This window comes from Bacillus sp. FJAT-26390, from assembly GCF_001682865.1.
In the GTDB taxonomy this organism is placed as follows: Bacteria; Bacillota; Bacilli; order Paenibacillales; family Paenibacillaceae; genus Pristimantibacillus.
Window position 1 is genome coordinate 956,216 of record NZ_MAQX01000001.1, and the last position, 19,518, is coordinate 975,733.

The 19,518-nt window shown below is 44.8% G+C and carries 19 protein-coding genes; 16 read left to right on the forward strand and 3 right to left on the reverse strand.

Going from position 1 to position 19,518, the window contains the following annotated elements:
• Positions 1–19 precede the first annotated feature (19 nt).
• The 6 genes from A7975_RS04580 (at position 20) to A7975_RS04605 (ending at position 6,105) form a co-directional block, all read left to right on the forward strand.
• Positions 20–691 carry a TetR/AcrR family transcriptional regulator gene (locus tag A7975_RS04580; RefSeq protein ID WP_065384288.1) on the forward strand — a complete coding sequence of 224 codons (672 nt, stop codon included), beginning with the start codon at positions 20–22 and terminating at the stop codon, positions 689–691.
• A gap of 381 nt (positions 692–1,072) precedes the next feature.
• Entirely contained in the window at positions 1,073–1,549 is a 477-nt protein-coding gene (locus tag A7975_RS04585) for a GyrI-like domain-containing protein (protein ID WP_065384289.1), read from the forward strand.
• Positions 1,550–1,795: 246 nt separating this feature from the next.
• On the forward strand, positions 1,796–4,294 hold the full coding sequence (locus A7975_RS04590; RefSeq protein ID WP_065384290.1) for a hypothetical protein: 2,499 nt from the start codon (positions 1,796–1,798) through the stop codon (positions 4,292–4,294).
• Between the two features lie 170 nt (positions 4,295–4,464).
• Complete coding sequence (locus tag A7975_RS04595) at positions 4,465–4,911, forward strand: hypothetical protein (RefSeq protein WP_065384291.1); 447 nt, start codon at positions 4,465–4,467, stop codon at positions 4,909–4,911.
• A gap of 1 nt (position 4,912) precedes the next feature.
• Positions 4,913–5,140, forward strand: a complete 228-nt coding sequence (locus A7975_RS04600) for a helix-turn-helix transcriptional regulator (RefSeq protein ID WP_065384292.1) — start codon at positions 4,913–4,915, stop codon at positions 5,138–5,140.
• Positions 5,137–6,105 (forward strand): NAD(P)-dependent alcohol dehydrogenase, encoded by a 969-nt coding sequence (locus A7975_RS04605; RefSeq protein ID WP_065384293.1) that lies wholly within the window; start codon positions 5,137–5,139, stop codon positions 6,103–6,105. Before A7975_RS04600 ends, A7975_RS04605 begins: the two co-directional genes overlap by 4 nt.
• A 122-nt stretch (positions 6,106–6,227) precedes the next feature.
• Here the strand turns inward: A7975_RS04605 and A7975_RS04610 are convergent, their stop codons facing one another.
• Entirely contained in the window at positions 6,228–7,058 is an 831-nt protein-coding gene (locus tag A7975_RS04610) for an alpha/beta fold hydrolase (RefSeq protein ID WP_065384294.1), read from the reverse strand.
• A gap of 436 nt (positions 7,059–7,494) precedes the next feature.
• On the opposite strand from A7975_RS04610, the gene A7975_RS04615 reads away from it, so the two are divergent.
• Complete coding sequence (locus A7975_RS04615; protein ID WP_053375989.1) at positions 7,495–8,976, forward strand: Lsa family ABC-F type ribosomal protection protein; 1,482 nt, start codon at positions 7,495–7,497, stop codon at positions 8,974–8,976.
• Positions 8,977–9,027: 51 nt separating this feature from the next.
• Here A7975_RS04615 and A7975_RS04620 read toward each other — a convergent pair whose 3' ends face one another.
• A complete protein-coding gene (locus tag A7975_RS04620) occupies positions 9,028–9,747 on the reverse strand; it encodes an ankyrin repeat domain-containing protein (RefSeq protein ID WP_483295891.1) in 720 nt (239 codons plus the stop codon).
• A 270-nt stretch (positions 9,748–10,017) separates the two neighbouring features.
• Here A7975_RS04620 and A7975_RS04625 point away from each other — a divergent pair, with 270 nt between their 5' ends.
• The 5 genes from A7975_RS04625 to A7975_RS04645 all read left to right on the forward strand — a co-directional run bounded on the left by A7975_RS04625 (position 10,018) and on the right by A7975_RS04645 (position 14,228).
• Entirely contained in the window at positions 10,018–10,497 is a 480-nt protein-coding gene (locus A7975_RS04625) for an RNA polymerase sigma factor (protein ID WP_082197967.1), read from the forward strand.
• 2 nt (positions 10,498–10,499) lie between these two features.
• Complete coding sequence (locus A7975_RS04630) at positions 10,500–11,066, forward strand: hypothetical protein (RefSeq protein ID WP_065384295.1); 567 nt, start codon at positions 10,500–10,502, stop codon at positions 11,064–11,066.
• A gap of 164 nt (positions 11,067–11,230) precedes the next feature.
• Positions 11,231–12,103, forward strand: a complete 873-nt coding sequence (locus A7975_RS04635) for an NAD-dependent epimerase/dehydratase family protein (RefSeq protein WP_065384296.1) — start codon at positions 11,231–11,233, stop codon at positions 12,101–12,103.
• Between the two features lie 79 nt (positions 12,104–12,182).
• A complete protein-coding gene (locus tag A7975_RS04640) occupies positions 12,183–12,722 on the forward strand; it encodes a CatB-related O-acetyltransferase (RefSeq protein WP_065384297.1) in 540 nt (179 codons plus the stop codon).
• A 234-nt stretch (positions 12,723–12,956) separates the two neighbouring features.
• Positions 12,957–14,228, forward strand: a complete 1,272-nt coding sequence (locus tag A7975_RS04645; protein ID WP_065384298.1) for an FAD-binding protein — start codon at positions 12,957–12,959, stop codon at positions 14,226–14,228.
• Between the two features lie 101 nt (positions 14,229–14,329).
• Here the strand turns inward: A7975_RS04645 and A7975_RS04650 are convergent, their stop codons facing one another.
• Positions 14,330–14,734 (reverse strand): CBS domain-containing protein, encoded by a 405-nt coding sequence (locus A7975_RS04650; RefSeq protein WP_053375994.1) that lies wholly within the window; start codon positions 14,732–14,734, stop codon positions 14,330–14,332.
• Positions 14,735–15,177: 443 nt separating this feature from the next.
• Between A7975_RS04650 and A7975_RS04655 the strand changes: the two genes are divergently transcribed.
• The 4 genes from A7975_RS04655 to A7975_RS04670 all read left to right on the forward strand — a co-directional run bounded on the left by A7975_RS04655 (position 15,178) and on the right by A7975_RS04670 (position 19,504).
• Positions 15,178–15,654, forward strand: coding sequence for a GNAT family N-acetyltransferase (locus A7975_RS04655; protein WP_053375995.1), 477 nt, complete (start codon positions 15,178–15,180; stop codon positions 15,652–15,654).
• A gap of 414 nt (positions 15,655–16,068) precedes the next feature.
• Positions 16,069–18,195, forward strand: a complete 2,127-nt coding sequence (locus A7975_RS04660) for a sensor histidine kinase (protein ID WP_176707665.1) — start codon at positions 16,069–16,071, stop codon at positions 18,193–18,195.
• A complete protein-coding gene (locus A7975_RS04665; RefSeq protein ID WP_065384300.1) occupies positions 18,192–18,893 on the forward strand; it encodes a response regulator transcription factor in 702 nt (233 codons plus the stop codon). Before A7975_RS04660 ends, A7975_RS04665 begins: the two co-directional genes overlap by 4 nt.
• A 140-nt stretch (positions 18,894–19,033) precedes the next feature.
• Entirely contained in the window at positions 19,034–19,504 is a 471-nt protein-coding gene (locus A7975_RS04670; protein WP_065384301.1) for an SRPBCC family protein, read from the forward strand.
• Positions 19,505–19,518: the final 14 nt, after the last annotated feature.

The following is a 19,518-nucleotide window of genomic DNA, read 5'->3' on the forward strand; positions in this document are numbered from 1 at the left end:
GGCATGATATAAGGGAATTATGGAAAATTCAAATCGTACCGTGATCAGTCGTCGTTCGCGGCCTGCCAAGGAGCCGCTAAGCAAAGATATCATCGTGAAAACCGCCTTGGAATTGTTGAAAAACGAAGGCTCTTCCGGTCTGAGCATGCGTAAAGTCGCCAAAGCGCTAGATACGGGACCTTCCTCGCTCTATGTATATGTAAAGAACCTTCAGGAGCTAAGTGCTTATGTGTATGACTATGGTTTAGGTGCTGTTGTGTTCCCGGATAGTAAGGATGGAACATGGAAATCGAATCTGTTCGATCTGCTGCGCTCCTATCTTACCGTACTCTTCGAATCCCCTGGAATCGCTGAGCTTTCGCTTACGACGATTCCAGTCGGACCAAACTCACTCGCCATTACGGAATATATTTTAGGGCGGATGCATGAAGGGGGAATCAGCTCTACGTCAGCGGCGTGGGGAGTCGATCTTTTGCTGCTTTATGCTTCGTCTGTAGCCTTCGAGCAATCGTCCCGCAACCATAAAGGAAACACGCTTGAAGCGCTTTCCGCATCGTACCAAACGGTAGATGTTTTAAAATACCCGATGATTGGCCGTTTAAAAGAGGAGCTGCTCTCCTCCGGGGGCGAGGAACGGTTTCGCTGGGGGCTGGAAGTGATCTTGCAAGGTATTATGTTTAGGCAAAATTAGCTTTCTATATTTCGTGTACTGAACGAAAAAACCGTCTAATTGGTCATACCTCCGTCAAGTAGACAAATGAAAAAAAGCTAAGCAGTCAGCGCGCATCGGTATTCAATCGGTGCGCGTTGTTTTATTCACTCCAGCCATATCCTGTTTGTTCAGAGCATATTTGACACCATTACCGTGGATTATGGAGAAACGAAATTGATAAAGACAGAATTTGGCGCAGTACCCGCTGTTATGCATGCTCTAACCGCTTTTTATTTTTGGAAGCAGAGGAGCAAATTAAATATGGAGTAAGCCCATTAAAAGTTGTTTTCATTTTTAGGGTAAAGCTGTTACTATTATTCTGTTCTGTTACTTTGTTATGAATAAGGGGTTATGCCAAAAATGACAATGGGACTAGTGCAAACGCTCGAGAGAATCGAGACGAAGCTCGTTGGTTACACGGTAACGGCATCGTTAAATCAAGATCTAGAAGCTGGAATTATCGGAGGCTTACGCAATCAATTAGTTGACAGACGCCATGAGATTGCAAATCAATCAGATGATGCCGGGATCTACTTAGTCCAAGTTTATCAGGATTGCGAATGGACGCCAGATGTGCCGTTCGTAAGCGTAGTCGCGGTAGAAGTAAGTGATTTCACCCACATACCCGAGGGATTTGTTACGCACACGATACCCGCCGGCAGCTATGTGAAGGTTACGCATATTGGACCGGAATCCCAAATCGGAAAAACTTATGATTCCATCCGAGATCAAGGGATCGACGGAGCACGGCCTTTTGATTTCGAATATTGGGGTTCTATTGACACCCTTGAGCAAGAAGAGAGCGCAATTGACATTTATCTGCCTATTGAAGCTTAAAAAAAGGAATCGCGTAAATGCGCGTTTTCTTTTTTTTTTATGCGTCATAAGAGCGGAATCGATCAATCTGTTGCGTTTGTCGTTTCACTCACGTGCTGCTAGATAATTCATCGGATATGTGCAGCAGTGTTTGCTTCGCATGGAGAAGTAACGTTAGCTGAACGACATATATGGCTCAAAAAAAGTCGTTGCGGGCATCTATCGGATGGAGGATAATGGAAGTATTTCATTCTAGGAGGTGTACGAATGAAGGAACAAGCAGGCAATCGGAATGCCCCGGAGAAACGGCCTCAGGTAAAGCAAACAAATGAAACCTCCAGCATGCAGCCTGCAAGTGGTTTACCTATGATACAAGCGATGGCAGCCTCGAACCTTTCGCAAGCCCAGCTCCTAAGCTGGCAGCAGACGCTTGGAAACAGCCAGACACAGCAATTGATGCAGCGAATGCCGTCACCGCAAGTCGTGACAAGGGATCGCGCCGAAAAATCATCCTTGCCCGGATCAACGCTTTCAACTGGCAGCTCGCGCGGTGTCGTGCAGCGCGTGTTATCGGAAATTCGGCCAAATGAAGACTTTAAATCAGATGAGAATCCCAATAACATTGCCATCTCTGACGTATTGATCGCAGGACGCACGCCTTCTCCTTTCACCGCAACAATGGGCGCCCACTCTACGGCTTGGGTAGCTCATCTTGATGCGGTTCGCCGGCAGTTGATCGGTTATCTCCTTGATGAAGCATGCAAATATATCATTAATTTTGCCAAAGCACAGCAAGCATCGCCGCTGCTTCGGCTATCGGCCCACTTGGAGGAAGCCCATAAGAAAAAGCTCGATGATGCGAATATAGGTCTAAATACGGCGGTTTCAAACGTCGAGCCTTTCTGTGATGAAAAGAATATCATCGATTCTTTTTCCGTTATCGTGCAGCTGCAGAAGCTTATAAGCGCGCTCTTGACTTTCGTTAATTACCTGCCCATGGCAACGGTAGCTGGCGGAAATCCGGGAGGAAACGGCGAGGGCTCGGCGAGGGAATTATTAAATTTGTACGAATCCGCGTCTTCGGCGAACGAGTTTATCGAAGGTGCGGAAGAAGAAAAAAAGAACGCAGAGAGTATGATGGAAACCGAGGATAATGCGGAACTGGCAGAGGAGAGCATACAAGAACACGAGCGGACCATTCAATATTACGAAAAGGTACTCGCCGACATCAAGAAGGATAACAAGGCGGTAGACCTTAAGAAGAAGCCTCAGCTCAAAACGAAGGTGCAGAATCAGCTTCGCAAGCTGTTTGCCGCCGAGACGCCGGGCGTATTCGCGCAGTCCCGCGTTAACAGTCAGAATCCGGTATTGATCTGTGAAGTATGGGCGCTCGGCTTGCAGCATTTTCTTGATACAATCAGAGTTGCTTATCCATACTCCTATGAGTTTTCTGAATGGAATCAAGAGAAACAACTGACCGAAGAGCTTCGGCTGCTGCTTATCCGGCAAAATGACGCCGAAGAGGTTGAACAGAACTTTAAGCTATCCGGCAGCAATGATGAGGCCTATCAAATCATATACGATTTGCTGCGCGGCAAACGCGCCTTCCAAAATCTTGGCGGGACCAATAATGTGCCGATCGAGGATGTGCTGGCCAAACAAGCAGAACCTGTGGCAGTAGCCATCGGTCCATCCGATTTTATTAGCGAAAACAGCGGAACGCTCATGAGTACCGTTTTCCTTGATGAGAGTGGAAAAATTGGCGATGTACTTATTAAAGGCCGTTCGAAAAGCCCATTTTCCAGCACCGAAGGGATGGGGGCCCATTCAACCGCATGGACCGCCCATATCGATGCCGTCCGTACCACGATGACGGGCAAGACGCCCAAAGCAGCTGCAAGAGCTTTGGAAAGCTTAGCACTTGAAGCATTTGCTTCATCAGCCTATACGGTACTGAAGGATCAGGTAGACGGCAAACAGGCTCATATGCTGGGTGAAGCGGAAGGATGGCTGCGTAAGCTTCTTGATCAAGAAATCGATTTCAGCAATTTGCAATCAGTTATTGCGCATCTTCAGCAGCTTATCTATGCTTACTTAGATTTCGTGAACGTAACGCCGCTTAGCACGGTGGTCACCGGAGGCGTCCCTGGCGGCCGAAACGAAGGCCGGCATCGCAAGCTGCTGCTGTCTTTTGAGGATAACCAGCCCATTGTCTCAACTAAACTGAAGAAGCAGCTTCAGGAGGCGCTTTACGGGTTATTTGATCCGAATGCAATCGACCGTTTTTCACCTGACTCCGATAAGAAAGGCGGGGACATTGACAATCTGGAAGCGAAAAAATGGCTCTATGGCTTGAACACGCTGCTCCATACCTTGAAAGCTGCATATCCAAAAGCCTATAAAGCTGCTAATTTTGATGAATACATTCTGAATCAGCTTGATGCGCCCGTTGAAGTCGATATGGTTACGGAGCTCGATAGGAAGGAGCAGGAGAAGGAGGATAAAAAGGATCAGGACGTATTGCTGAGTGATTTGCAGGATAGAGAGACAATCTCCCAAGTGTTACGGGCAAGATCATGGAACATCGGACAAAAGGTGCAGGTAAGCGTCCCTTTCAAGGGCTTATATGATACTGGCTACATAAACGGCCGGCTGAATGAGCATGATTTTACGGTAAAGGTACAGTTTATTAAAGAAAGTCCTCAATATATGCAAATGGTCGGTATGGATGTTTATCAAATCGATCAAGTTCGTGCAATTGTTTAAACCGAATTTTTCAATCGTCTATTTCGAAGTTATTGGCATATGCTCATGCGGCATTATGCCTTTTTTTCGCATTTATGTGTAATTCATAATTGACACCATGTATGAAATAGATTACATTGTGTACATAATACTTTACTTGAAGTAAAGATTAGCAAACAGGAGGAGAAAATATGTCCTATCAGGAAAAGAAGAATATCGTGTCTCTAATGGGCAGCTTACTGGTATTTGTATTCTATTGTTTATATGTGTTCGACCGGTATCCACAAGCAACCCAAAATTCAACGGCTACCTTCAGCTTTTGGGCTTCCGTCATCTTAATCTTAATCCCGGTGTCGATAGTTGCCAAAATCATTATTTCAATCGTATTCAATATCATTTACCGGATAGCAACGAATGAAAAAGAACCCTCATTTGCAGATGAACTAGACAAAATCATTGCGTTGAAAGCAACAAGAAATTCTCATTACGCGTTTGTCATTGGTTTTCTTCTTGCGATGGGATCGCTGGTCATGAGCATGCCGCCCTATATGATGTTCATCATCCTAATTTTCTCAGGCCTAATGTCAGAGGTGGTCGGCGTTATTACTCAGATTTATTTTTATCGGAGAGGAGTCTAAGATGGGCAAATTGCTTATTAGCAATAACATTCGTAAATTACGTTTTAACCATAATGAAATGACCCAGCAGCAGCTAGCCGAAAAAGCTGGCGTGACCCGGCAAACGATCGTAGCGCTTGAGCAAGGAAAATATGCGCCTTCTCTGGAACTGGCTTTTCGTATCGCTTTTGTCTTCAGCTTGCCGCTCGAAGAAGTATTTTTTATCGAAAATAAGGAGGAGTTTTTATAAAAGCGATTGTTTGCACCCAATATGGAGCTTCGGAAGTTTTACAGCTGAAAGAAGTAGAGAAGCCCACACCCAACAATAATGAGGTAAGAATAAAAATATATGCAGCGGCAGTAACACCCTCGGACTGTGCTTTTCGCAAGGCAGACCCTTTTATGATCCGACTTATTTATGGCCTCAGAAAGCCCAAATATTCGATATTGGGCGTTGAGCTCGCTGGGGAAGTGGATTCGGTAGGCAAAGAGGTAACGTTATTCAAAAAAGGCGATCAGGTTTTTGGTGTAAGTCCAAACAGCTTTGGGGCTTATGCCGAGTACATGTGTTTGGCCGAAGATAAACCGCTGATCACAAAACCAGCCAATGCGACCTATGAAGAAGCCGCTGCCGTCTGTGACGGCGCCTTGACTGCATTGATTTTCCTCAGAGATACGGCAAAAATTCAGCGCGGGCAAAAGGTATTGGTCAATGGCGCATCTGGCGCAGTAGGCGCTTATGCCGTTCAGCTTGCCAGGTTTTTCGGAGCAGAAGTGACCGGTGTATGCAGCACCAAAAACTTAGAATGGGTGAAGTCAATCGGAGCCGATAAGGTCATTGATTATACCAAAGAGGACTTTACTAAAAGCGGCCAGACGTATGATGTTATTTTCGACGCGGTAGGCAAGCTTTCATTTTCAATATGCAAGGGCACGCTTAGCCAAAGAGGGATCTATCTCTCGACGGTACCGGCGCTTGGAACAATGCTTCAAATGCTAAGGACTTCAAAGTTCGGAAGCAAAAAAGCCATGTTCACGGCCGCAGGCTTAAAGCAGAGCAAAGAAAATCTCGTTTTCCTCAAAGAGCTTTTTGAGACGGGGAAAATAAAGGCTGTCATCGATAGACGCTATCGGATGGAAGAGGCAGCGGAGGCTCACAAATATGTAGAAAAAGGACACAAAAGAGGAAACGTCGTCCTAACTCCGCAACACTAAGGTGCAATGCTTGTCATAACTGGACTTATAAATAAAGGTTGATCTTCATTGTCGAAGACCAACCTTAAACAGCCCTGAAGCCGTCAATATCCCCAGTAACATCACATGCATTTTGATGCGTTTCATTTTACTGAACGATGACCGTTTAGCCCTTCCAAAAAAACATTTACTGCCTGATAAAAGCCGTTTACGTCGTCGGAATGGACACCGTGTCCGCATTGTTTAAAAACGGCAAGCTTGGTAAGAGGTCTTTGTGATACCATTCTCTCCGCCTCATCTAATTGGAGTGCCCAGCTTTTTTGCCCGTGGACTAGCAGAATAGGGCAGGTCGAGGCAAGCCAGTCGCCCCAGTGATTTCCGTTTATGCCTTGGGTTGAGATTGCCATCCCTGTGATATCAAATCGAAAGCCCCAACCTTTCTCATCCTCAAACGCGCTCTCAGAAAAGTAGTCAATGGCTCTAAACCCTGCATCGGCAAGCGCTTCTCTTAGATGCTGCAAGGATGCAGAGCGTTCCGGGAGGTTAACAACGTATGAGATATCGTGATTTAATTCTACGCCAATGTCCTCTACAATGACTGCGTCGACAAGCTCAGGATATCTGGCCGCAAATTGATAGGCATTAACCCCACCGAGCGAATGACCCAGTATCGTTACAGGGGTTCCTCCAAGTTCTTGATCAATAAAAGTGAAAATGTCCGCAATATAGCTCGCTCTCGAATAGTCTTTCTCAGGAGGATGCTCGCTCCAACCATGGCCGCGCTGATCTAAAGCGATCACCCGCCAATCGGCGAATTTGTGTGCGAGCTTAGCAAATTCTCTAGCATTACCCATGTGACCGTGCAGCAGCAGCAGTATCTTATGGCTGTCGCCTTCAAAATCAAGATAGGAAAGGGTTAGATCACCCGATCTGAAAAATTTTCTAATGCCCAGTGGATGATAAGAATGCGTCATTTTGTGCTCTCCTTTTTTTTCAAAAGTTAGCTCCGAGTAAGCTGTGCTTATCTGGGATTGATTCTAATTGTAGAGCTTAATAGTGACAGCTCTTGTCATGAATATATAAAAAGGAGGGAAAAGAATTTTAAATGCATACTTATCCCTATAGTTGTTGAAACTAAAAAGCGAGTATGTTAAGATACAGCTAATTCATGGAATGGAGTTGAAACGCATAATGTAATATTTCTTGCTATCTATATAAAACAATAAAACAAAAAACGCAGTTTATTTCGCGTGTTTTATTCTTTATATGCAAGAAAGTTACTTTATCTTTTCACTCAAACAATATACCCATATCTAATCCCATAGTGGGGTTTGATTAACTGTATTTATTTGAGCTACAAGAAGGTAACTTTCTTGTAGCTTTTTTATTTTTCATACAGGGGATGATTTTATGTCATTAATTAATGTTACAAACCTGACGTTTGCCTATGAAGGCAGCTACGATAACATATTTGAAAATGTCAATTTTCAAATTGATAGTGATTGGAAATTAGGATTTACGGGAAGAAACGGCAGGGGGAAAACAACCTTTATGGGTTTGCTGCTAGGCAAATATGAATATAGCGGCAATATTTCCGCTCATGTCCGTTTCGAATATTTCCCTTTTCATGTCGAACACAAGGAAAACAATACCATCGATGTAATCGAAGACATATTCCCGGACTATGTTCACTGGAAATTAATGCGCGAGCTTACGCTGCTAAAGGTTTCTGAAGATGTTTTGTACCGGCCCTTTGATTCTTTGTCGAACGGTGAGCAGACCAAAGTGCTGCTGGCTACTTTATTCATTAAAGAAAATAGTTTTCTGCTGATCGATGAGCCCACCAACCATCTTGACATGCATGCACGCAAACTTGTCAGTGATTATCTTAAATCCAAAAGCGGATTTATATTGGTGTCTCACGACAGATCCTTTCTTGATAACTGCGTAGACCATATCCTTTCCATCAACAAAACCAACATCGAAATTCAAAAAGGCAATTTCTCCGGTTGGTGGGAAAATAAGAAGAGGCAAGATAACTTTGAGCTTGCGGAGAACGAAAAACTTAGAAAAGACATTAAGCGCTTATCGGATTCATCTAGAAGAACGGGCAACTGGTCGCATGAAGTCGAAAAAACTAAAAACGGAACCCGAAACTCAGGCTCAAAGCTAGATAAAGGATATGTTGGCCACAAAGCCGCTAAAATGATGAAAAGATCCAAGTCCATTGAGCAAAGGCAGCAATCTGCGATTGATGAAAAGTCTAAGCTCTTAAAAAATATCGAAAACGCCGACAGCTTAGAAATTTCGCAGCTTGCTTTTCATAAAAGCCAGCTTGTTGAAATGGATGATGTTTCGATTTTTTACGGCGATAAGACGGTTTGCGCAGACGTAAGCTTCACGATTGAGCAAGGTGACCGAATTGCGCTTTCGGGTAAAAACGGCTCGGGGAAATCGAGCATCATCAAATTGATTTGCGGCGAGGATATAAGCTATACAGGCAGCTTCAGGAAGGATACTCAGCTGAAAATATCCTATGTGTCACAGGACACTTCCCATCTGCAAGGCAACTTGTCTGACTTTGCCGCAAATAACGGGATTGATGAAAGCTTATTTAAATCCATTTTAAGAAAGCTTGATTTTTCCAGAATTCAGTTTGAAAAGGATATTTCCGATTTTAGCGGAGGGCAGAAGAAGAAAGTGCTCATTGCAAAAAGTTTGAGCGAGGAAGTTCATTTGCATATATGGGATGAACCGCTTAATTTTATTGATATTATTTCACGGATGCAAATTGAAGAGTTGCTGCTTGAATACTCGCCTACTATTCTTTTTGTGGAGCATGACAAGGAATTTTGCAGCAATGTTGCAACCAAGACCATTGAACTGAAATGATAAAGGAAATGGCCGGCAGAATAAAGCTGCCGGCCATTTAAATTGTTGCTCCTATTTTTTTGCACCTGCAAGCTGGAGAGCCTCGGACATTTCCTTATACCCTCGGTTTTTGGCATGCTGCAGGGGAGTAACCCCATCTGAATCAGCAAGTTCTACATCAGCGCCGTGATCAATCAACAACTTTACGATTGCTTGATGATCTGCCCCGCCATCCCCAAGAATGACCGCCTCAAGAAGCGCAGTCCAGCCTAAATGATTCACATGATTAATATTGACATCGGATGTGGTTAACAGCTCTTTCACGATCGCAACATGGCCACGATCCGCTGCAGGAATAAGCGCCGTGCCGCCAAAACGGTTTGTGATGGTCGTATCTGCGCCGGCAGCAATCGCAGCTTGGACAAATTCCATCTTGCCTTCCGCGCCTGCATAAAGAAGCGGATTATCCAAACGATCATCCTGTATATTTATGTTGGCGCCCAGACCCGCCAAATGGTTAAAAACGTCCAGCTTGTTTGCATGTACGGCTATCATCGCAGAGGTTCTTCCTTGACGGTCAACTGCATTAATGTCGGCACCTTCGGCTAACAGCTTAGTTATCGAAGCGATATCACCCTGCTCCGCCGCAGTTAGCAATGCTTTGTTCAGCTTGTCCATTTCGTTATTCACCGTTTGGGCTGCTTGCTGCTTCTCGTTGTTCAGCACTTGATCATCACTTTTCTGGCAGCCAGAAATGATAAGCACGATAATGATGATGGCCATTCTCAGCACAGCATACCCATCCTTTCCTGAAAAATAAGTTAATTTAATAGCTCTAGTATACATCTATCATAGCAGAGAGAGTTAAACACCAAAGAAACCAGATGTTAATAAATTCTAAACAACAGATTAACATGATCACAAAACCTGAATGCCCAGCGGAGCTTTTGGTTTGCTCTGGCACGGAGACTGTTGCCATATTGGGCAGATGGACATACTGGTATTTGCAGCATGAAAATAACGGGCCACTCGATTGTAGCACTAGTGAAAGGGGGGCTTCAGGTGATCGATGCATACGAGCTCAATGAATCCGTCCGCAAAGCCGTGGCGAGCTATTCCGACAGTCTGGTCAAGATAGCGTTCGCCTATCTCAAAAACGTTGCCGATTCGGAGGAAGTTGCTCAGGAAGTATTCCTGGCCTATCTCCAGAAATCCCCCGTCTTCGACAGCGTTGATCATGAGAAAGCCTGGTTAATCCGAACAACGATCAATAAATGCAAAAACCTGCTCAAGACGGGCTGGTTTAAAAGTCGAAGCCCCATACCGGACAACCTGTCATACCTTCCAAAGGACGAATACACGGTCATGCAGGCTGTTTTATCATTGGATAAAAAATATCGGATACCGATCCATCTCCATTATTACGAAGGCTACTCCTTGGAAGAAATAGCGGACATTCTTCATGCCAAACCCGCGACGGTAGGCACTTGGCTTGCTCGCGGGCGCAAGCAACTTAAAGAAATTATAGGCGGTGATCTCTGAAGATGAAAAAATCGAGCTATAAATCGGCCATGTCCAAATTGAAAACGAGCGAAGACTTTCAAGAACGTACGCTTGAGCGCTTAAGCCTAGACAGGCATAAACTAATCGATAACGATAAACGAGATGGAAAAATGCCTATGAGAACAGCCAATCCGGCAGCAAATAAAAACAAGGCAGTTATCTGGGCGGCGAGCATTGCCGCTTGCGCTGTATTAGCTTTGAGCATGTATGCGGTTAACCAGAACGGAAATGGAAATGGGACTGCTATTGATCCAAACGGCGTTAATGGAAATAACGGTCCGGGATCTGGTACTTCGGCTAAGCAGCGAGTCAACATTGAAGGTGTCATTGATGAAGTAAGCGCCGACGGACAAAGCTTCCGAATCGGCGAGTTATGGGTGACGGTAACGGAAAAAACGACTTATGGCATAACGGGTCCGACAGCACCTGATCCATCAGAGCAACTAGTGAGCAAAGAATTTAAAGTCGGCCATACGGTATCCGGCTTCACCTCGGGAGACATCACGAGCGGGAAAGTCACCGCGGACGTTATTTACAACAATTTTTAAGTGAACCATTAACAGACAAACCGCATTCACATAGGGATGCGGTTTTTTGCTAAAGCAACGAAAGAGATACAATTCCATATCCAAAAAATGCTGGAAGAAAAAAAGGGTGTTTCTTTAGGATGACGAATAAATTACTTAAATAATAAATTTGGTGGTGTGAGCTCATGAAAGTTCTTGTAACCGGTGCTGCCGGCAATGGCGGTCAAGCTGTCTGCAGAGCATTAATTCAAGCAGGTTATTCGGTTAGGATGGCAGATGTTATGCCTCCAAATGCGGACGATTTGAGAGAAATCGAGTTTGTTAGGTGCGACACAAGGAGCCCCGGAGATGTGCGTCAAGCTGTAACAGGTATGGATGCGGTTGTTCATCTGGCAGCATGGCACTGTGCACACAATCCGCCTGTTAGCGATGAGACGATTTTTGCTGTAAATGTAGATGGCACATTCCATGTTCTGGAAGCATGCAGGCAATTGGGGATTCAATCTATTGTGTATGCTTCTTCAATGGCATATGGATGGTCATCGATCTATGGGGTTAGTAAAGTTATTGGGGAAGATCTTTGTAGATCTTATCATGAAATGACCGGTGCATCGATAGCCATGCTTCGTTACCATGAGTTTATACCACGCCCGTACTTAGAGTTCGGAGAACGGTTGCTTCGCAATGGTGTCGATAGAAGGGACGTTGCTGCAGCTACAGTTGCCTCAGTCAAAGCAGTTTTGGAGAAGAGAGTAGGTCTTTTTCGCACGATTGTTCATACGAATCACGGCATGCCGATAGAAACCATCCAAAACTTCAAAAAACATGGGCCGGATTGGTGTGAGACACATGTTCCTGGTGCTATCCATTTGTTAAAGAAATACGGAATCGAATTGCCTGAGCAAGTGGAGCAACATGACCTCTCTGAGGCTGAAAACACAATTGGTTGGAAACCTCGGTATGGCTTCCTTGAGTTTCTGCGAGACTTAAAAGCACGCGACGAAAAAGGGATCGATGTCATAAACCTTAAGGTTCCTTCTGAAATCCCGGAAATGTAGTTAGGATATCGATTAGAAGGAAGATAGTTGTCTGGATTAGCTGCTTTTTTAAGTAGTGGATTAGAAGCGAGGAACTAGTATGAAAAAACATCGGTTTAATCACTGGTCTGAAATTAAGTATCTGAAGGATATTGTCACCAATCCCATGATTGAAGTAGGAGAATACGCTTACTATTCCGGCTATTACGATAATCATGATTTTGAAGATGGGTGCGTAAGATACCTTTGGGGAGATGAAAAATCAAGAAAGCTGTTTAACCCTATCGAAGACCTTCCGTTTGCGGAGCATATTGAAACCTCTTATGAGCGAAAAGGGGATACCATCATCGAAAGTGATGCTTGGATTGGCATGAATGCAATGATAATGCCAGGTGTGAAGATAGGTGAAGGCGCCATTGTTGCAGCAGGATCGGTTGTTGTAAAAGATGTCCCGCCCTATACGATTGTTGGCGGCAACCCTTGCAAAGAGATAAAGAAACGTTTTACAGATAAAGAAATCGAAATGTTGATGGAAATGCGTTGGTTCGATTGGGAACGCGAGAAAATTGAACGAGCCAGTCATCTCTTATCAAGTTCTTCTATTCATCAATTATATGACTTTTATCAAAGGGAATTATAAACATAACCTTACTTAATAAAAACGACTCGAAAGCACGGATGACACGAATTACAAATTAATCAACTATGGCAAAAACAATAGTCGAATAACAAGAGTATGAGCAGGCACTTCGGTGGCCTGCTTTTTTTATTAAGCCTACAGGCAGGATACTTCGATAACATATGGAATGTTTTCTTATTACCTATCAATATTTTTGCGCGAATCTTTCATCCAATTTAGCGGGGGTGTATGTAGATGGAAAATAACCGAAACTGGGCAGGCAACTATAAATATAGCGCTGCGGAACTCCATGTTCCGGAAACGGTTGAACAAGTACAAGAATGGGTAGCACGCAGCAGTCGAATCAAAGCGCTTGGCACTCGTCATTCGTTTAATGGAATCGCAGATTGTACCGAGAGCCTCATCTCTCTTCACAAGCTTAACCGAGTAATAGAAATAGACCATAAACGCAATAAGGTTACGGTCGAAGGCGGTATTAGATATGGGGATCTGTCCCATGAGCTGTACGGATGCGGCTATGCTTTGCACAATTTGGCGTCGTTGCCGCACATTACCATTGCAGGTGCATGCGCAACGGCAACACATGGTTCCGGTGACCGCAGCGGTAATCTGGCTTCAGCGGTCCATTCCATGGAGGTTGTCAAAGCGGATGGAGAGAGGGTCGTTTTCTCCCGTGATCAACAAGAAGGGCTCATCGCCGGAGCGGTTGTGGGACTAGGGGGACTAGGCGTTATCACGCAAATTACTCTTGATGTGGTACCCGCATTCCAGATTAGTCAATACGTATTCGACAATTTGCCTTTAGCGCAGCTTAAGGATCATTTTGACGATATTTTCTCTAGTGCTTACAGTGTTAGTCTCTTCACGGATTGGAAGACATCCAATTTCAATCAAGTCTGGCTAAAGCGGAAAATATCAGACCATGACTCTACCTTTGTGGAATCCGATTTTTTTGGCGCGAAGCCCGCTAGTGCGCCTCGGCATCCAGTACCAGGTTACTCTGCGGAAAATTGCAGCGAGCAGCTTGGCATTCCCGGGCCATGGCATGAACGGCTGCCGCATTTCCGCATGGATTTCACGCCTAGCGCCGGCGAGGAACTACAAAGCGAATATTTTGTGCCGCGTCAAGATGCCTATCATGCGCTATGTGCGATTGACCGGATACGGGATTGCATATCGCCACACCTGTATGTGTCCGAGATTCGCACGATTGCGGAAGACCATCTGTGGATGAGTCCTTGTTACAAGCAGGATTCGGTGGCCATTCACTTTACATGGAAAGCGGATTGGGAAGCTGTCCGGCAACTATTACCGATAATCGAGGAACAGATTGCGCCTTTCCATGCCCGTCCGCACTGGGCAAAGCTGTTTGCCATGCCGCCCGTCCATCTACAATCCCTATACGAGAAATTGCCAGATTTTCAGCAACTGCTCCTTCAATGCGACCCCCAAGGCAAATTCAGCAACGCCTTTTTGAAAAACTATATTATGGAGAACTATTCATAGACACCTAATCAAATAGTGGAGCAGATCCACCCTCTGCATGAAGAGAAAAGGCTGCCAGCAAACGGCAGCCTTCATGATTCCGCAGGATCAACGCTTTCCGACTAATCAGAAATATTCCGGGTATAATATTCGATTATATCTTTTCGCCGAATAATACCAAGGAAGACGCGATCGGCGTCTACGACTGGAACGAAGTTTTGATCGGCCGCCAGCGCCAGCATATCGTCCAAATCAGCATTTATCTCGACGCATTCGACTTTCATCCTTTTTTTGATGGAGACGACTGGTATTTCGTGAATCGTATCGAAGCCAAGGCCGGGCGTGGCTTTCAGCTTCCATAACAAATCTCCCTCGGATAACGTACCGAAATATAAGCCATTGTCGTCCAAAATCGGAATGGCCGTATAGTGGCTTGCCTCCAATTTATCCATGGCTTCTTTCATATTAGAGGATGTCTTGAGGTAAGAGACCTCATTCTTCGGATATAGAAACGATTTGATGTCCATTAAATCACACTCCTTTGGTATATTAAAACATATTTCGCCGCGTGACGCATGTGGAAGTGACTGGGGCATGGCTAACATTGTCGAATAAAGGTTGCTAATCGCTATGTTAGAGAAGAGAACATAGACGAATGAAGTCCGTGCAAATAGCGGGCTTTTTTTATTTATTAGAAAAAGTTAAACAATGTCTGAGTATGGTTATAGCTGTAGCATTTCAACAAAAAAACCGCCACTTTTATGTGCCGGTTAACCAATAATGCCAAGAAGGATGATCCCTAAAAAAGTCATGGATACATAATAGTCTATAAAAAAATTCAACATAAGTCTATTACTTTTTTTCGATAAATTGTATGTTAATTAAGCGACCGCGGCGCAAAGATGTTAAAGAGAATTAAACATGGAGCCAACTATTCATTTACCAAAGCTAATGAAGGGAGCAGATCTCTATGATTACGCTCAGAAAAATCACGCTGGAAAACCGACGTGCCATATTTAACCTGGAAGTTACAGAAGATCAACGACGCTTCGTTGCGTCCAATCTGTCAAGCGTGGCTTCGTGTTATGTCCTTGCCACCAATGGGGGACATCCATTTCCGTTTGCCATTTACGCGGATGAACAGCCTGTAGGATTTGTTATGATTACTTACAGAATCACCGGGTACGAACTCCCTGCAATCGCAGACGATAGCTATTGCATCCTGCGACTGATGATTGACAAGCAATATCAGAACAGGGGCTATGGTCGGGAAGCCATGAAAAAAATCTTGGAATTTATCCGCACCTCTCCGGCAGGGCCTGCACTTTACTGCTGGATTTCTTATAAGGCTGATAACCTCGCAGCCAAAAAGCTTTATGAAAGCTTCGGCTTCCGTGACAACGGTGAAATCATTGAAGAAGAGCTAATTACCTTAATGCGACTCTGATTTGCTTTCTAACAGCATTTGGGAACATGGCCTAAGGAGATTATGAGATGAAGAACACCCTTGACTGAGATCGTTGTCGTTTTTCAGTCAAGGGAACACGGGGGAGTACAGGATTTGAGAAAGTCGCCATAATAAAATAATTTCATTGCCAAGCACATCAATTGCATTCTGGTCCAACGATTTGTTGCTATTTAGGGCCAGATCTCGCAGTTCTAGAACGCTCCAATACGACAACGGGCTCATCCATTTGCAGTTGTTTTTTCCAATCGTCCTCCGTTCCTGCTTATATGACTTTGTAGTGAAAAAGTCAATTACTGATATTGAGGTTGAGCCAAAAATGATATAATCCTCCTATCATAAAAATATCGAATAAGAACAAATGTCGAAGATTAGGACTATGCGATGCAATCAATCATGAGGAAATCAACGTACAAACTATATGTTCTGTGTCTAACCTGCGTATTATTTCTGCTATTTCCCGGCTCATCTGCGTTAGGAAAAGGCATTCAGCCTGAGGCAGTGAAAGGTATTCTGGATTTATCAGCGTGGAACGGGGAGCATGACGGGCTGAAAAATCTGGATGGCGAATGGGAGTTTTATTGGAACCATTTGTTAACTCCCGCTGATTTTACGGGCAGTCTGGATAGCGCAGCTCCTTATGCTCCCGCTTATGCCTTAGTGCCGAAGGTGTGGGAGGGGCAAGAGTCGGGCGGGCAAGCTTTGTCGAATCAAGGCTATGCGACCTACCGGCTGCGGATTCATACATCGGCTGCTGACAACGGCACCAGCATGGCGCTCTATGTTCCAAGTGTCGCGACAGCGTATCAATTATGGATTAACGGGGAGCTGGCGGCAGCGAACGGCAAGGTTGGAACGAGCAAAGAAACGATGGATCCGGCTAATTTCCCTAAACCTGTCTTTTTTCATTTGCAGGGCAGCGAGACCGAAATAGTCATTCAAGTGTCTAATTTCGTGCAGCGCAAAGGCGGCTTGTGGGAATCCTTCCGCATAGGCGTTTCCAAAGATGTGATGGTCAGCCGCGAAAAAGAGATTGCATTTCAACTACTTATGATAGGCAGTTTGTTTACGATGGGGTTATACCATATCGGCCTCTTTCTGGCACGCAGAAAGGATAAATCGCCGCTATTTTTCGGTTGCTTCGCTTTGGGGATGGGATTTCGAGCGATGGTCACTGGACCTACGTTAATCACGTACCTATTCCCGCATATCGCTTGGGAGTTTCAGGTTCATTTGGAATATTTGTCGGTGGTTGTTGCCCTCTTGATGCTGATCATGTTCTCCTACTCGCGATATCCCGGCGAAATGCATCGCAAAGTGAGAGATTGGTTTGTCCTAGCCCTTGCAGCTTATAGTTTATTTGTCCTCTTGACGCCAGCGTCGATATACACATATAGTATGCTAGCTTTTCAAGTTGTCTCTGTGCTCGCCATTTGTTATGTCATCTATGTTTCTATTCGGGCTTACCTGCGCAAAAGAGAAGGGGCTTCGCTCAACATGGCGGCAGTGCTCGTCCTATTGGTATTAGTGCTCAATGATATTCTTTTTTACAATCATATTGTGGCAACAGGAGATTTGATGCAGCTTGGCATGGTGTTTTATGTGTTCATGGAGTCCGTTAATTTATCGCATCAATTTTCAAAATCGTTTGCTCGTGTTGAGAGCATGTCGGCCCAATTGCTAGAGTGGAACGAATTGCTAGAAGTAAAGGTAGAAGAAAGAACCGAGGCGCTGGAACAATCCAATGCAAGCATTCAGGCGATCAATCAGGAATTGGTGAAAATGGAGCAGTCGCGTCGTCATCTGTTATCAAACATTTCGCATGAACTGGGGACACCGCTTACGCTCATCCAAGGTTATGTGAAGGCTGTTTTGGACCGAATAGATGAGGATAACCATGATCGCTATTTGCGGCTGACTTATGAAAAAACAGTGATTTTAGATCGTATAATCAGCGACTTGTTCGAGTTGTCGAAGTTCGAATCGGGCAAAATTCGGTTTGATTGCCAAGCGGTTGATGCCGTGGCGTTTTTTCGCTCCCTATTTGATAAATTGGAGCTGCCGATCAAGCAAGAAGGCCATAGCTTTGCTTATATCGATAAGGCCGATTCCCTTGCGGATAAACAGCTAATCGTATGGATCGACGTTGTGCGAATCGAGCAAGTTGTGATGAACCTGTTGTTCAACGCTCAAAAATTCACGCCAGTTAGCGGCTCCATTCATCTCATCATCGAAAATTACGGTTCTCTTGAGAAGGGCAACTTAGGTTTAAGGGTTAAAGTCTCGGATACGGGAAATGGCATTGACGATGATGATTTACCGTTTGTATTTGACCGTTTTTACCGGGGAAGAGAGTCGCACAAGAGCCGTTCAGCTGGAACAGGCCTCGGTTTGGCAATTTGCAAAGAAATTATTGAGCATCATGGGGGGACGATTGATGTGGAAAGTAAAGCTGGCATAGGAAGTACGTTTACCATTACGCTCCCAGCGATGGTCGATATGGAGGGTGAAGCAGACGTATGACGGCGGGCGCAAAAATATTAATCGTCGATGACGAAAAGGAAATTCGGGAACTGATTGCCCTCTACTTGCGGAATCACGGGCTGCAGGTAGTCATGGCGAACGACGGGAGCCAGACGTTGGGGCTTTTGAAGCAGGAGAAGCCCGATCTGGTAGTTCTCGATATTGTGCTACCCGATATGGATGGCGTAGAGTTGTGCAGGCAGATTCGTGAGGACTCGGATATACCGATCGTTTTTCTGAGCTGCAAAAAGGAAGCGGACGATATCATCGGGGGGCTCGATACCGGCGGGGATGATTACATGACCAAGCCGTTCGATCCGATGGTGCTCGTCTCTCGAGTGAAAGCGAATCTCAGACGAGCGTCAGCCATTCAAAAACGCGGAAAGGAAAGCATGTTGATCACATGCGGCGAATTGCAGGTGAATTTGCATAGCTTGGAAGTTCTGGTGAAGGGAGAGGTAATTGATTTGTTCGCCAAAGAGCGGCAGCTTTTGCTTTTTCTGCTGAAAAATCCGAACCAAGTGTTTAGCGCGGAACAATTGCACAGGCAGGTGTGGGGCTGGGACAGCTTTAGCGATGAGCGAACAGTAATGGTCCATATTAGCAATTTACGCAAAAAAATAGAACCCGATCAATCATCAACCAAGTACATTCAGACGGTTAGGGGCTTCGGGTATAAATTTAGCCGGGTTACATAAATTTCAATTTTAGTAAAAGCGATATTCCTTATATGGAATATCGCTTTTTTTTAACCGTTTTTAAACTTGGGTTGTTATCATTTCACGTATCTAGGGGCTTTATTGTTTTGCGATAAGAATGGTTTTCGAGGAGGAGCGGAATGTCTTTGTATACGTATAGTTTTGAAACAAATTGGAAATTCGAGTCTGATATCAATCAAGTTTGGGGACTGATCGGCGGTTTTAAGTATGGCGATTGGTGGAGTGGAGTTAGTTCCGAGCCCCTTTATCAAGGACCTAGGCAAGATGGGATTGGCAATACGTATCATTATGTTTTCAGAACGAAGCTCCCCTACCAGCTAGCTTTCGTAGCCGAAATCGTAAGGAAAGAAGAGCCCAAGTATCTAGAAATCAGGGCGACAGGAGAATTGGAAGGCAGAGGGGTTTGGACCTTATCGCAAGAAGGCAGCCTGACTCATGTCCAATATGTGTGGCAGGTAAATGCGAATAAGAAATGGATGAACTTGTTAGCTCCGATCTTGAGGCCCGCGTTCGTTTGGAATCACGATCAAGTGATGGAACAGGGCGCTAAAGGCATTGCCGATGCGTTGGGGGTTAAACGAATTACCTAATAATCGTTGGGTAT